Genomic DNA, 13,345 nt, shown 5'->3' on the forward strand with positions numbered 1-13,345 from the left:
TCCGATGCCGTCGGTAGTGTGGTGAGCCACCCGACCGAGAGGACCGCGACCGTGGACGACAAGGCGCTCGTGGACGAGCCGACACTCCTGGACGCCAGGACGCTCGGGCACGACAGGACCGTCGTCCCGGACCCCACCCGCAGCGAGAAGGCCGTCGCCGTCTCCGCATGGGAAGCCCTCTTCCGGGCGCAGGTCTCGGTCATGCGGAACCTCAACAGCGAGTTCCCGGGGGACGAGATCTCGTTCAACGAGTACGACGTGTGCTTCAACCTCTCCACGCAGCCGGGCCGACGGTGCCGGATGCGCGACCTCACCGGGCACCTCCTCCTGACGCAGCCGAGCGTCAGCCGCCTGGTCGACCGGCTCACCACCCGCGGCATCGTCGAGAAGCAGCCGGACCCCACCGATGCCCGTGGTGTCATCGTCGCGCTGACGCCGCACGGGTTCGACGTCTACCGCGCCGTCGCCGTGCAGCACGCCACCAGCATCGCCGAGCAGCTCAGCGCCGGCCTCGACGACACCGAGCTCCGGACGCTCACCGACCTCTGCACGAAGCTCCGCGTGGCCACCGGGGAGCTCCCGGCCGCACGACGCGGCGCCACGACCGACTCGGCCTCCGCATGACCGGCGCACTGGTCTGGCTGCGGGACGACCTGCGGCTCGCCGACAACCCGGCCCTCCGCGCGGGCATGGAACACGGCGGCGACCTGACCGTCGTCTACGTGCTGGACGACGAGAGCGCCGGCATCCGCCCGCTCGGCGCAGCTGCACGCTGGTGGCTGCACCACTCGCTCGCCTCGCTCGACGCCGACCTGCGCCAGCGCGGCTCGCGGCTCGTCCTGCGCCGCGGTGCCGCAGCCGACGTCATCGACCAGCTCGTCGCGGACACCGGCGCCGACGGCGTCTTCTGGAACCGCCGCTACGGCCCGGTCGAGCGCGACATCGACGCCGGCATCAAGGCATCCCTGACCGACCGCGGCATCGAGGCCCACAGCTTCGCGGCCGCCCTGCTCTGGGAGCCCTGGACGGTCCGGACCGGGCAGGGCGAGCCGTACAAGGTCTTCACGCCGTTCTGGCGCGCGGCCCAGACGCTTCCCGAACCCCGGCACCCCCTCCCGAAGCCTCGCGAGCTGCCCGCCGCGTCCGACGCCGCCGGTGACGACCTCGACGACTGGGCCCTGCTGCCGACCGCGCCGGACTGGGCCGGAGGACTCCGTGACGCCTGGGACCCGGGTGAGCGGGGCGCGGCGAAGCTCCTCGAGGACTTCGTCGACAACGCGCTCGAGGACTACGACCAGCGCGACGAACCCGCGATGGCCGCGACGAGCGACCTCTCCCCGCACCTGCGCTGGGGCGAGATCAGCCCGTACCAGGTCTGGCACCGACTGCACGGCCGACTCGAGCCGCACCAGCGACAGCAGGCACCGGCGTTCCTCCGGCAGCTCGCGTGGCGCGAGTTCAACTGGAACGAGTACTTCCACTGCGAGCAGCTCGCCACCGTCAACGTCCGTCGGGAGTTCGACGCCTTCCCGTGGCGCGATGCGTCCGAGGACGAACTGCAGCGCTGGTACCAGGGTCGGACGGGCTTCGACCTGGTCGACGCCGGCATGCGGGAGCTCTGGAGCTCCGGCGCGATGCGCAACCGGGTCCGCCTGGCCACGGCGAGCTTCCTCGTGAAGAACCTGCTCGTGGACTGGCGCATCGGCGAGCAGTGGTTCTGGGACACCCTCGTCGACGCCGACCCGGCGAACAACGCCGGCAACTGGCAGTGGGTCGCCGGGTCCGGGTTCGACGCGGCACCGTACTTCCGCGTGTTCAACCCCGACCGGCAGCTCGAGCGGTTCGACAAGCACCGCGAGTACGTGCGGCACTGGGTGCCGGCGGACGAGGAACGCCCGGAGCCGATGGTGGACCTCAAGGAGACCCGGCAGCGAGCCCTCGACGCCTACGACCAGATGCGTCGGTCGTGACCCCGGACCACAGGGCGGCACCCGAGGACACCCCGGCGTCCGAGGCACCCGCGAACGCCCCGGCGTCGGTCGACCCCGCCGTGCTCCGGCAGGTGGACGACCTGTTCCGCGAACGGATCGAGCGCGGCACCGCCCCGAGCTCGGTCTGGGGCGTGTTCGACGCCGACGGACTCGTCGCGTCGGGTGGGCACGGCGACCGCGGTGACGGTCGGGCTCCTGACGCCGACACGGTCTACCGCATCGCGTCGTGCACGAAGAGCGTCACCGCGGCCACGCTGCTCTCCCTGGTCGCCGAGGGCCTGGTGTCACTCGACGCCCCGGTCGCCGAGTTCGTGCCGGCGTTCGCCGAGGTCGTGCTGCCGACACCGGACTCCCCCGTGCCGACGCTGCGGATGCTCCTGACCATGTCGGCCGGGTTCCCGACCGACGACCCGTGGGGTGACCGTCAGGAGTCCATCTCCGACGACGAGCTCGACGACGTCCTACGCGCCGGGCTCCTCTTCGACTCGGTGCCGGGCACCGCCTTCGCGTACTCCAACCTCGGCTACGCCCTGCTCGGGCGCGCGGTCTCCGTCGTCGCCGGTCGCCCGTTCACCGAGGTCGCCAGCGACGTGGTGCTCCGACCGCTCGGCCTCGACGACACCGTGTTCGCCGAGCAGGACGCCCGCGGGTACGTCGTGACCGGTGTCCGCCCGCACCAGGGTGACTTCGAACCCCTCCCGCTGACCGGGCCGGGCGCCTTCTCGCCCATCGGCGGCCTGTACTCCACCGTGGCGGACCTGTCCCGGTGGGCTCGGCACCTCTCGTCGGCCTTCGCGCCGATCCGACGGCCGGGCACAGCGGCCCAGGACGGCCCGGTCTCCGCCGCCGACCGACGGCTCATGCAGCAGGCCATGCGGCACGTCCCGCGCACGGGCCTCCCCGGCGCCAGGCGTCCGGTCGGGTACGGCTTCGGGCTGTTCGTCGAGCAGGACGACGACCACGGCGTGATCGCGTCGCACTCGGGCGGATACCCGGGGTTCTCGGCGCACATGCGGTGGTCGGTGCAGGACGGCCTCGGCGTCGTGGCCTTCGAGAACGCCACGCAGGCGAAGGTCTCGATCGCAGCCGAGACGGCCCACGACCTGCTGCTGGCGGCCACGAGCGGGACGACCCCGCCGACGCCCACGGTCCTCCCCGAGACCCGTGCCGCGCAGGCAGCCGTGTCCCGGCTCCTGACGGCCTGGGACGATGACCTCGCCGACACGATCTGCACGCCGAACGTCGCCATGGACGTGCCGTACGACCGCCGTCGGCAGGCGCTCGCGGCCGCGGTCACCCAGGTGGGCGCCGACCTGGCGGCTTCCCCGGTGCAGGAGCGGTCGAACACGCCGACGCACCTCCGCTGGTGGCTGCCCGGCACCGCGGGTCGGCTGCGCGTGGAGATCCGCCTGGCACCACTGGCCGCTGGACGTGTCCAGACGCTGACCGTCACCGCCGAACCGACCGAACAGCAGGCCTGACGACCTCGTCGTCAGACCGGCGGCCGCCCGCCGACGAAGCCGAGCGCACGAGCCGCGACCCGGGTGCCCTCGCGGGTGGCCGCCCCGACCCGGACGGCGTCGGTCGCCCACGCGCGGAGGAACCCGGCCGCGAAGGCGTCCCCCGCGCCGATCGTGTCGACCACGGTGGCCGGTGTCGCCGGCACGGGCTGCGGGGTGCGCCCGGGTCGGGCCATGAGCACGCCCGCGGGGCCGAGCGTGACGAGGACGAGCGGCACGTGCTGGGCGAGCTCGGCGGCTGCCTCGACGACGTCGGACGCCCCGGTGAGCGCGAGGGCCTCGTCCTGTCCGGGCATCAGGACGTCCACGCCGGCGATCGCCGCCAGGAAGGCCGCACCCCCGATCGACCGGACGACGGCGACGGACGAGGGGTCGAGCGCCACGCGGGCCGTGCCGGACCGGGCCCGGGCGACGAGCGCCGCGATCCGCTCCGTCCCGCCGGACCCGAGCATCGCGGCACCGGTGAGGTGGACGACGTCGGCGCGCTGCACGAGGTCGAGCGGCACGTCGTCGGCACCGAGGAGCGCGCTGGCCCCGCCGTCGGACATCGACGTCCGGCCGACACCGCTCCGGACGGACACCACGGCGCCCGTCGAGGTCCTGGAGTCGTACCCGATCCGCGCGCGGACGCCGGCGTCCTCGAGCGCGCGCTCGTGGCGGTAGACGTCGTCGACGCCGACACGCCCGACCAGGTCCACCTCGGCGCCGAGCCACCCGAGCCACGTCGCTGCGGCACCCGCAGCTCCGGCAGGACGGTGGCGGATCACGGCGGCGGGGTCGTGGTCGCCGGTGGTCCGGGCACTCGTCTGCACGAGCACGCCGTCGAGGACGTCCCCGACGACCAGGAAGCGTTTCCCGGCGCCACGACGTCGGCCGCCGACGGACCGCCCGTGACCGGGCGCTGCGGCGCTGAGGGGCGGCACGGGGCGTTCGGGAGGCAGGGTCATCACCTCCACGATACGTGAAGCCGAGAATTTCTCCACTTCCGTTCGTACAGGGTCACGGCCAGATGCCCAGCCAGGTCCCAGTCCGCGGCTCGCTCGCAGACCGGTACTGGAACATCACCGCTACCATGTGGTGTGGTCGTTTACCGGCGACCCGCCATCCACTGTCACCGCGGAGACGCCCATGCCTCGCAAGCCCGACCCGACCCTGAAGCCGGCGATCATCAGCAAAGTCGCGCAGCACCTGCAGGACACCAAGCTCGAGGACGTCTCGGTCCGCAGCCTCGGGCGCGTGCTCGGCACCAGCGCCTACCCGATCGTCTACCACTTCGGCTCCCGCGACGCCCTCGTCGACGCCGTCGTCGAACACCTGGCCGATGCCACCGCCTGTCACACCCTCGACCCCGAGGCCGACCAGGACGCCCTCGCCGTGTACCTCGTCGCCGTCTTCGGTGGACTGGACGACCCGGAACGTGCCCTCGCAGCACGGTTGACCTTCGAGCTCGGGTCCGTGGAGTCGCTGTGCGGTCGGGACCGCGAACGGTCCGTGCACCGCGCGCAGATCGACGCCCTCGCCGCCTGGTGCTGCGCACACGGCCGCGGTGACGCCGAGGCGGCGCGCACCGCGCAGGGCGTGGTCCTCGCGGCCCGCGGCATCCAGTGGGGTGCAGTCGTCGACCCGGAGCGCACCGACGCCGACGCAGCGCTCCGCGCCCTCGCCGCCGGCCTGGCGGCCCGCACCGCCGTCGCGACGGCCTGACCGTCCAGGTGCACCCCGGACGGACGGGAGGCCCGGTGCCAGCTGGCACCGGGCCTCCCGTCCGTCGTCAGGTCACGATCGTGACCCGCCGTCGGTGTCTCAGAGCGTGACGAAGCTCTGCGACTTCGCGTTCGCGAAGCGCGCGGCGACGTTCTCCCAGTCGACGATGTTCCACACGGCCTTGACGTAGTCCGCCTTGACGTTGAGGTAGTCGAGGTAGAAGGCGTGCTCCCACATGTCGAGCATGAAGATCGGCACGACGCCGAGCGGCACGTTCGCCTGCTGGTCGAAGAGCTGGAACGTGGTCAGCTTCTGGCCGACGGTGTCCCAGGCAAGCACGGACCAGCCGGAGCCCTGGATGCCGTTCGCGACGGCGGCGAACTGCGCCTTGAACGTCTCGAAGGAACCGAAGAACTCGTCGATCGCCGCGGCGAGCTCGCCTTCGGGGACCTTGGTGTCCGGGCCGAGGTTGGTCCAGAAGATCGAGTGGTTCACGTGCCCACCGAGGTGGAACGCGAGGTCCTTCTCGAGCTTGTTCACGGCACCGAAGTTGCCCGACTCGCGGGCTTCGCCGAGCTGCTGCAGGGCGGTGTTCGCGCCGGTGACGTAGGCCTGGTGGTGCTTGTCGTGGTGCAGCTGCATGATCTTGCCGCTGATGTGCGGCTCGAGCGCGGCGTAGTCGTACGGCAGCTCCGGCAGGGTGTACTCAGCCATGTGAGTTCCTTTCGATCAGTGGTTGGCGGACGGTGCTCCGCAGCTCACGAGAGCCGGGAACGATCAGTGAGGGAGTGGAATTCCCGGTTGTGGTAGACCAGCGGCTCGCCGCGCTCGGACCCGAGCACGATGTCGAGCACCTCGGCGACGACGACGGTCGAGCTGCCGATCGGTGTGGTCGACAGGGGTCGGCACCGGAGCGCCGACGCCGCTGACGGCAGGTAGCGGTCACCCGAGGGCAGCGTGCCCCAGATCGGGTCGTCGGCCGCGGGGCTGCCGGTCGACGCGAACCGTCGGGCGAGGGCCACGCCGTGCGAGTCCATGAGGTGCACGACGAACAGCGGGGCGCCGAGGATCGTGCCGGCGGAGCCGGAGTTCGTGGAGAGGGAGAACACCAGGACGGGCGGGTCGATCGCCACGCTCGCGACGCTGGAGGCGGTCAGGCCGGTCGGGCCGTCCGGTCCCTCTGCGGTGATCACGGCGACGCCGGCAGGGTGACCACGGAACGCGGACTTGTAGGCGTCGGCGATGGTGGTCGGGACGGCGTCCGCGGGGGTGGCTTCGGGCATGGGAGTCGTCGTTCGTTCCTCGTTCGGGTGCGGTGTGGCCGTGGTCCTCGTGGCCAGGTCCCAACGTATGACCTGAACCCTGGTTGAGGTCAACGATTCCCAGGTTCGGGGCATCCCGGGCGCGGCGACCGGACGGTGCGGCGCGGAGCGGGCGGCAGCGTGACGAGGCACGGCTCCCGGAGTTCGATCTGCGCGGTGACGGATCCGGTACGCGATGCCCGACGTCCGTGAACCAGATTCGTCATCGACTGGAACGGGAACCAACGCCCCGACCGCCGGCGGCCGGCTCCCCGTGCAGGGCTGCGACGGCTGGTCGGCGGGAGCAGGTCGGGCTGGCTGGTCGGACGCGCGGGTCGGGAGCGCGGGGCGTGGCGGAGCACCCGGGCGGCAGCGTGACGACGCACGGGCGCCGGACTTCGATCTGCGCCGTGACGGATGCAGTACCCGACACCCGACTTCCGCGAACCAGATTCGTCATCAACCGGAACAGGAACCGACACCCCGACCGCCGATGGCCAGCTCCCGGAGTCGGGCGACCGATCTGGAACCGACGCCCCAACCGCCGATCGCCGGCTGGCCGAGTCGGGCGGACGGTCGCGGGGCGGGGTCAGCGGCGACGGAGCATGACGACCGCACCCGCGGCAGCGACGACCATGAGCACCGCGGCGACACCGGCCGTGATCGTCACGCCGGAGTCGAACGCGGCCCGCGCCGACTCGAGGAGCACCTGCCCCGCGGTCCCGCCGAGTTCGTTCGCCGCCGACACCGCGCCGCCGAGGGTCTCCTGCGCCGCGGTGTGCGACGTCGAGGAGAGCCCGTCCGGCACCATGACGTGCGCGCGGTACGCCGTGGCCAGGATCGTCCCGAGGATCGCGGTCCCCAGCACGGCACCGATCTCGTAGGCGGTCTCGGACACCGCAGAGGCAGCACCGGCCTTGTCCGCCGGCGCGGTGGAGATGATCAGGTCATTCGTGACGGTCTCGGACGCGCCGATCCCGATGCCGAGCAGCACGAAGGCGAAGGCCAGTGCGGCGATCGACGCGTGGTGTCCGAGCACCGCGACCAGGCCGTACGCGGCGGCGGAGAACAGCAGGGCGACGCTGACGACCCACCGCGGTGCGACCCGGGCGACGATCGGCACGGCGACGATGCCCGCGACGATGGTCAGCACGGAGCCGGGGATCAGGACGATGCCGGACGCGAAGGGGTCGAGCCCGGCCACGAGCTGCAGGTGCTGGGCGATGAAGAACAGGAACCCGGTCAGCGAGAACATCGCCGCCATGTTCATCAGCACGCTGCCCGTGAACGCCGTGCTGCGGAACAGCCGGAGGTCGAGCATCGGGGTGCGCGTGCGGAGCTGCCGGCGGACGAAGGTGATGCCGCAGAGGACACCGACGGCCACCATGGCGATGGCGAGGCCGCGCTCCTCGGGGTGCACGATCGACTTGATCGCCCACGCGACCGGCGCCAGCGTGCCGAGCGAGAGCAGCATGCTCACGACGTCGACCGGGCCGGGGTTGCGGTCGCGGGACTCCGGCACGCAGAACGGCACGGCCGCGAGCATCACGACGAGGATCGGCACCGCGACGAGGAACACGCTGCCCCAGTGGAAGTGCGCCAGGAGCGCGCCGCCGACGAGCGGGCCGAGGGCGTTCCCCGCGGCGAACATCGTCGACCAGACGGCGAGGGCCATCCGCCGCTCCCCCGCGTCCGGGAACACGTTGCGGATGATCGAGAGCGTGGCCGGCATGAGCATCGCGCCGAACACGCCCATCGCCACGCGGGCGGCGACGAGCATCCAGGCGTCGGTGGCGAAGGCGGCCGCGACGGACATCGCGGCGAACCCGGTCGCGCCGACCACCAGGATGCGGCGGCGTCCGATGCGGTCACCGATACTGCCCATCACGACGAGCAGCCCGGCCAGCACGAGCGGGTAGGCGTCGACGATCCAGAGCTGCGTGGTGGCGTCGGGGTTCAGCGCGCGGGCGATGGACGGCAGCGCGAAGCTCAGGATCGTGTTGTCGACCGAGATGAGCAGGACAGGCAGCATCAGGACCGCGAGCGCCAGGAACCGTCGTGCGCGGCTCGCGGTGACACGCGTGGCGACGGGACTGGTGAGGAGTGCGGACATGGTGGTGCTCCGAGGACTTCGAGGGAGGTGCAACGGGCGCGGAAGTCGTCACGCGGCCCGGCAGGACTCCGTCTACTGTACCGTCTGGACGGTTGTGGTTGCAAATGCAACCAACGTCGGGAGGGAGGCTCCTCCGCGGTCGTGCGCCGAGCCTCCAGTCCGGCGGTGGTCCGGACCACTGCCCGGCCGAGCCGTCAGGCCGACTCGCGCACCAGGAGGCGGTGGCGCACGGTGCGCTGCACCGCCGGGCCCTGCCGCGGCAGGTCCCCCGCGAGCATGCCGAGCGCCAGGTCGAGCGCCTGCTGCGCGACCGCGTCGAGGTCGACCGCGAGCGTCGTGAGGGTCGGCGCGACGAGGCCGCCGAGCGGCAGGCCGTCCACGCCGACCACGCGGACGTCACCCGGCACGTCGACGCCCGCGCGACGGCACGCCGAGAGCACGCCCAGCGCGGTCACGTCGTTGAAGGCGAGCACGGCGTCGAGCCGGCGGTGGCTGCCGAGCAGGTGTTCCGTGGCCTCGGCACCGGCAGCAGCGGTCGGGGCCCCGCCGTGGACGAGTTCGGGCAGGTACCCGCGTCGGCGCAGCGCGTCGGCCATCAGCGTGCCGCGGTGGGTCGGCGCCCCGTCGGACGAGGCGTCGAGGACCACGGGGTGCTTGACGCCCGTGGCGACGAGGTGGTCGGCGAGCGCGTCGATGGCCTCGGTGGGGTCGATGCGGACCGCCGCCCGCGTGACCGGGCCGGCGGGGTCGAGCTCGACGACCGGCACCGAGCCGAGCTGCTCGATCCACTCCGCGGCGCGCAGCCCGAGGTACCCGATGACGACGTCGGTCTGGACGCCGAGGGCCTGCACCATGCGGGACGGGTCGCTCGCGAGCCCGACGTCCGCGAGCATCACGTTCCACCCGCGGTCGGCGGCCAGCCCGAGCACCGCGGCGGCGAGCTCCGGCGAGTACGGGTTCCGCAGGTCGTCGACGACCAGGCCGAGCTGGTGGTCGCCGCCGGTGACGAGCCCGCGGCCGAAGCGGGACGGTCGGTAGTCGAGGGCCTCGGCCGCCAGGAGGACCCGCTCCTTGGTAGACGCGCTGATGCCGGTCATGCCGTTCATCGCCCGGGTGACCGTCTGCCGGGACACCCCGGCGGCCGCGGCGACGTCGATGATCGTCGCGCGGCCGGCGGGGGGCGGCGGCGTCTCGTTCAGGCGCGGAGGTCCAGCCACGCGACCTGCTCCGGGGTGAGCTCGACGGAGAGGCCGGTCATCGAGGAGCGGGCCTCGGCGATGGTGCGCGGTCCGAAGAGCGGGAAGGTCGGGAACGGCTGGTTGAGGACGTACGCCAGGGCGATCGCCGTGGCAGGGACGCCGAACTGCTCGCCGAGCTCCGTCGCGCGCCGGAGCCGCTCGAAGTTGTCGTCGCTGTAGTAGCAGCGGACGAGCTCGGCGTCGCTGGTGTCCCCCGGGGTCGCACGACCGGTGAAGAACCCGCGCGCCTGGGACGACCAGGGCAGCAGCGGGACCTGTCGCTCCTCGAGCCAGGCCTTCGACGCGGCGTCGGTCACGTGGCGGCAGCCCTCCCACGGCACGTCGTACGCCTCGGCGAGGCCGAAGTGGTTGCTGAGGACCTCGAACCCGTGCTTGCCGTTCGCCGCCGCGTAGGCGTTGGCCTCGTCGAAGCGCGCCAGGCTCCAGTTCGACCCGCCGTACACGCGGATGCGGCCGGCGCGACGGTGCTCGTCGAGCACGTCGACGAACTCCCCCACCGGGACGTCCTCGTTGTCGCGGTGCATCATGTAGATGTCCGCGTGGTCGGTGCCCTGGCGCTCCAGGCTCTCGAGCAGCTGGCGGCTCAGGGACTCGGGGTCGCAGTACGGGGTGTGGGCGCCCTTGGTGATCACGACGACGTCGTCGCGGATGCCGCGGTTCTGGATCCACTTGCCGAGTCGGCCCTCGAGCACGCCGCCGCCGTAGATGTACCCGGTGTCGAAGACGTTGCCGCCGCGCTCGACGAACAGGTCGAAGATCGCGCTGGCGTGCGCCAGGTCGGGCTGGTTGTCGACGCCCATCACCAGGCGGGACATCCGCTTGCCGACGCCCGGCACCTCGCCGTACAGCATCGTGGTGTCCGACGCGACGGTGAGCGGCCGGCCGCTGACGGTCGGGATGTCGGCGGTCTCGGCCTCGAACGGGTAGCGCAGCTCGATCGCGGCGCGCCAGCGGTCGAGCGTGCGGGCGGTGGCGAGCGACTCGTCGAGGGTCATCTGCGCTGCCTGGCCCAGACCGGCGGCGAGGGCGTCGGTGGTGGCGTCGGCTTCGCGGGCGTAGGGGTGCTCACCGGCGAAGGACAGCGTGCGGGGGTCGTCGTCGACGGTGCTGACGACGATGGTGGGTTCGTCCCCGAGGGTCCACGGGTCCGCCAGGGTGATCCGGCCGCGCGTGCCGTACACGGTGACGGCGTTGTCGTCCTCGACGCGGACCCCGGTGCGGACGTTCGCCGTGATCGTGCGATCGGCACGGCCGCGGTAGGTGAGGTCGGCGGTGGTCCACTCGTCGACGCCGGTCGGGCCGAGGGTGCCTGTGGCGGTGAGCTCGGTCGGCTCCGCGACGGCGGTGCCCGTGGCGGCCTGCACGATCGCCGCGGTCATCGTGACGGGGTACCCGCCGACGTCGAGGATGCCGCCCCCGGCGGTGTCGACGTCGAACAGGCGGCCGGTGCGCTCCCCCGCGCGGAACGCGAAGGACGCGTCGACGTGGGTGACGTCGCCGACCGCGCCCTGGCGGACGAGGTCGAGCAGTGCGGCGGTCTGCGGGTGGAAGCGGTACATGTAGGCCTCGACCAGGGGCAGCCCGGCGACCCGGGCGGCGTCGACCAGGGCCATCGCGGTGCCGTGGTTCGGCGCGAGGGGCTTCTCGCACAGGACGGCCTTGCCCGCCTGCAGCGCCGCCAGCACCAGGTGGGCGTGGCCGGTGTGCACGGTCGAGACGTAGACCGCGTCGACGCGCGGGTCGGCGAGCACCTCGTCGTAGGTCGTCGCCGTGACGTCGGCGAACCCGTGGCCGGCGGCGTCCTCGGCGAACGCCTGCGCCCGCTCGAGCGACGAGCTGCCCGCAGCGACGAGCGTGGCGCCCGACGCACTCGCCGGGAGCTGGGAGAGGAACCGACGGGCGATGCTGCCCGGGCCGAGGACGGCCCAGCCGGGGGTGTCGCCGGACGGGGTCGGGGTGGTGCCGGTGGTGGTCGCGGTCTGCGCTGACATGCGGATCCTGTTCGTCTCGTGAACCTTCACGGTCGGGACGACACTAGGCCAGTTCCTCCCCGTGGATCAAGGGCCGTGAGCGTTCACGATCGAGTCGTGGGAGCAGTACGAGCCCGTGGTTCCCTAGACTTCCCCCATGGCCAGTGCCCGTGACCGTGTCCTCGACAGCTTCGTCGCCATCGTGTGCGAGGAGGGCGAGCGTCCCGCCACACTCGACGCCGTCGCCGCACGCGCCGGGGTGTCCAAGGGCGGACTGCTCTACCACTTCGGCTCGAAGGCCGCCCTGGTCGAGGGGCTCTGCGACCGGCTCGTCGACCTGTCCACGGCCGACGTGGAACGGATGCGCGTCGCCGAGGACGGCCCCGCCCGCTACTTCGTCCGCAACTGCCAGTTCGTCGGCAGCGAGCTCGACCTGGCGCTCCTCGCCGCGAGCCGCCTGCAGCAGGCCGGGTACGCGGAAGCCGGTCGCACGCTCGACGAGACCGAGAACGCCTGGCTCGCCACCCTGGTCGAGGCCCTCGGCGACGCGCCCACCGCGCAGGCGATCAAGTTGATGGGCGACGGGCTGTACCACGCCGCGTCACTCGGCGCTGCGAGCGACGTCCGGCCCGACCGTGCGACGGTCGACATGGAGCCACTGCTCGGCGTCGTCGACCGACTGGTGTCCACCAAGCCCGCTGCGTGAACCAGCGCGGGCGCCCCTGGGGATAGACTTGGGGTGTTCCACCCGTCTGACCTCCGGAGGTACCCTGTGGGCCGCGTCATCGCCGCTTTCTTCTCGATCCTGCTGCTGCTGGTGTCGATGTACCTGTTCGGCGTCGCGTTCCAGGTGAACTCGGGTCAGGCCTTCGTCTTCATGGCGGGCGTCCTGCTCATGTCGCTCTCCTTCTTCCTGCCGATCCACGTCTTCGGCAAGAAGTAGTCCCAGCGTCGAGAACGGCCCCGCACCTCACCGGTGCGGGGCCGTTCTGCGTTGCCGGAACGATCAGGCGGGGACGCGCAGGGTCCGCAGGGCGACGGCCGTCGCGATGGCGGCGTGGGCGGCCTCGGCGCCCTTGTCCTCCTTCGATCCGGGCAGACCCGCCCGGTCGATCCCCTGCTGCTCGTCGTCGAGGGTGAGCACACCGAAGCCGACGGGCTTGCCGGTGTCGATCGCGACGCGGGTGAGACCGCTCGTCGCCGCGTCGGACACGTACTCGAAGTGCGGGGTGCCGCCACGGATGATCACGCCGAGCGCGACCGCGGCGTCGAAGCCGGACTCGAGTGCGACCTTCGCCACGACCGGCAGCTCGAAGCTGCCGGGGACGGGGATGACGGTGGCCTCGGCACCGAGCCGCTCGACCTCGCGCTGGGCCCCGGCGAGGAGTCCTGCCGCGATGGTGTCGTGCCACTGCCCGGCGACGATCGCCACCCGGATCCCGCTGCCGTCGACCTGGTCGCGGTCCGCCGCGCCTGCTCCGCTCATC

The 13,345-nt window shown here is 72.4% G+C and carries 13 protein-coding genes; 6 read left to right on the forward strand and 7 right to left on the reverse strand.

The annotated features are described in order from the left end of the window. Positions 1-51 precede the first annotated feature (51 nt). The 3 genes from ITJ54_RS08200 to ITJ54_RS08210 are packed head-to-tail and all read left to right on the forward strand — an operon-like array spanning position 52 to position 3,472. Positions 52-624, forward strand: a complete 573-nt coding sequence (locus ITJ54_RS08200) for a MarR family winged helix-turn-helix transcriptional regulator (RefSeq protein WP_323741642.1) — start codon at positions 52-54, stop codon at positions 622-624. Next, complete coding sequence (locus tag ITJ54_RS08205; protein ID WP_194627150.1) at positions 621-1,970, forward strand: cryptochrome/photolyase family protein; 1,350 nt, start codon at positions 621-623, stop codon at positions 1,968-1,970. Before ITJ54_RS08200 ends, ITJ54_RS08205 begins: the two co-directional genes overlap by 4 nt. Continuing rightward, positions 1,967-3,472, forward strand: a complete 1,506-nt coding sequence (locus ITJ54_RS08210) for a serine hydrolase domain-containing protein (RefSeq protein ID WP_194627152.1) — start codon at positions 1,967-1,969, stop codon at positions 3,470-3,472. The genes ITJ54_RS08205 and ITJ54_RS08210 overlap by 4 nt, the downstream gene beginning before the upstream one ends. An 11-nt stretch (positions 3,473-3,483) precedes the next feature. On the opposite strand, the gene ITJ54_RS08215 is transcribed toward ITJ54_RS08210, so the two are convergent. Then, positions 3,484-4,458: a carbohydrate kinase family protein gene (locus tag ITJ54_RS08215; RefSeq protein ID WP_194627154.1), complete on the reverse strand. Its 975-nt coding sequence runs from the start codon at positions 4,456-4,458 to the stop codon at positions 3,484-3,486. A gap of 181 nt (positions 4,459-4,639) precedes the next feature. Here ITJ54_RS08215 and ITJ54_RS08220 point away from each other — a divergent pair, with 181 nt between their 5' ends. Then, positions 4,640-5,215 carry a TetR/AcrR family transcriptional regulator gene (locus tag ITJ54_RS08220; protein WP_194627156.1) on the forward strand — a complete coding sequence of 192 codons (576 nt, stop codon included), beginning with the start codon at positions 4,640-4,642 and terminating at the stop codon, positions 5,213-5,215. A gap of 99 nt (positions 5,216-5,314) precedes the next feature. Here ITJ54_RS08220 and ITJ54_RS08225 read toward each other — a convergent pair whose 3' ends face one another. The 5 genes from ITJ54_RS08225 to ITJ54_RS08245 all read right to left on the reverse strand — a co-directional run bounded on the left by ITJ54_RS08225 (position 5,315) and on the right by ITJ54_RS08245 (position 11,879). Continuing rightward, positions 5,315-5,929 carry a superoxide dismutase gene (locus ITJ54_RS08225; protein WP_194627158.1) on the reverse strand — a complete coding sequence of 205 codons (615 nt, stop codon included), beginning with the start codon at positions 5,927-5,929 and terminating at the stop codon, positions 5,315-5,317. Between the two features lie 44 nt (positions 5,930-5,973). Continuing rightward, entirely contained in the window at positions 5,974-6,498 is a 525-nt protein-coding gene (locus ITJ54_RS08230) for a flavin reductase family protein (RefSeq protein WP_071270001.1), read from the reverse strand. Between the two features lie 607 nt (positions 6,499-7,105). After that, positions 7,106-8,629 (reverse strand): MFS transporter, encoded by a 1,524-nt coding sequence (locus ITJ54_RS08235; RefSeq protein WP_194627160.1) that lies wholly within the window; start codon positions 8,627-8,629, stop codon positions 7,106-7,108. A 194-nt stretch (positions 8,630-8,823) separates the two neighbouring features. Further along, positions 8,824-9,846 (reverse strand): LacI family DNA-binding transcriptional regulator, encoded by a 1,023-nt coding sequence (locus ITJ54_RS08240; protein ID WP_194627162.1) that lies wholly within the window; start codon positions 9,844-9,846, stop codon positions 8,824-8,826. Next, a complete protein-coding gene (locus ITJ54_RS08245; protein ID WP_194627163.1) occupies positions 9,825-11,879 on the reverse strand; it encodes an aldo/keto reductase in 2,055 nt (684 codons plus the stop codon). The genes ITJ54_RS08240 and ITJ54_RS08245 overlap by 22 nt, the downstream gene beginning before the upstream one ends. 136 nt (positions 11,880-12,015) lie before the next feature. On the opposite strand from ITJ54_RS08245, the gene ITJ54_RS08250 reads away from it, so the two are divergent. Further along, positions 12,016-12,564 (forward strand): TetR/AcrR family transcriptional regulator, encoded by a 549-nt coding sequence (locus ITJ54_RS08250; RefSeq protein WP_194627165.1) that lies wholly within the window; start codon positions 12,016-12,018, stop codon positions 12,562-12,564. Between the two features lie 66 nt (positions 12,565-12,630). Continuing rightward, a complete protein-coding gene (locus ITJ54_RS08255) occupies positions 12,631-12,801 on the forward strand; it encodes a hypothetical protein (RefSeq protein ID WP_194627167.1) in 171 nt (56 codons plus the stop codon). 63 nt (positions 12,802-12,864) lie between these two features. Here ITJ54_RS08255 and ribH read toward each other — a convergent pair whose 3' ends face one another. Then, the gene (gene ribH, locus ITJ54_RS08260; RefSeq protein WP_194627169.1) at positions 12,865-13,344 is read right to left on the reverse strand and encodes a 6,7-dimethyl-8-ribityllumazine synthase; all 480 of its coding nucleotides are present in this window, start codon (positions 13,342-13,344) and stop codon (positions 12,865-12,867) included. Position 13,345: the final 1 nt, after the last annotated feature.

It is taken from the genome of Curtobacterium sp. VKM Ac-2865 (genome assembly GCF_015350905.1).
GTDB lineage: Bacteria > Actinomycetota > Actinomycetes > Actinomycetales > Microbacteriaceae > Curtobacterium.

Bases quoted from the DNA above. Each gene is read 5' to 3' on its own strand.
- ITJ54_RS08205 (WP_194627150.1), top strand. From the start codon at position 621: ATGACCGGCGCACTGGTCTGGCTGCGGGACGACCTGCGGCTCGCCGAC.
- ITJ54_RS08215 (WP_194627154.1), bottom strand. From the start codon at position 4,458: ATGACCCTGCCTCCCGAACGCCCCGTGCCGCCCCTCAGCGCCGCAGCG.
- ITJ54_RS08220 (WP_194627156.1), top strand. From the start codon at position 4,640: ATGCCTCGCAAGCCCGACCCGACCCTGAAGCCGGCGATCATCAGCAAA.
- ITJ54_RS08225 (WP_194627158.1), bottom strand. From the start codon at position 5,929: ATGGCTGAGTACACCCTGCCGGAGCTGCCGTACGACTACGCCGCGCTC.
- ITJ54_RS08230 (WP_071270001.1), bottom strand. From the start codon at position 6,498: ATGCCCGAAGCCACCCCCGCGGACGCCGTCCCGACCACCATCGCCGAC.
- ITJ54_RS08235 (WP_194627160.1), bottom strand. From the start codon at position 8,629: ATGTCCGCACTCCTCACCAGTCCCGTCGCCACGCGTGTCACCGCGAGC.
- ITJ54_RS08245 (WP_194627163.1), bottom strand. From the start codon at position 11,879: ATGTCAGCGCAGACCGCGACCACCACCGGCACCACCCCGACCCCGTCC.
- ITJ54_RS08250 (WP_194627165.1), top strand. From the start codon at position 12,016: ATGGCCAGTGCCCGTGACCGTGTCCTCGACAGCTTCGTCGCCATCGTG.
- ribH (WP_194627169.1), bottom strand. From the start codon at position 13,344: ATGAGCGGAGCAGGCGCGGCGGACCGCGACCAGGTCGACGGCAGCGGG.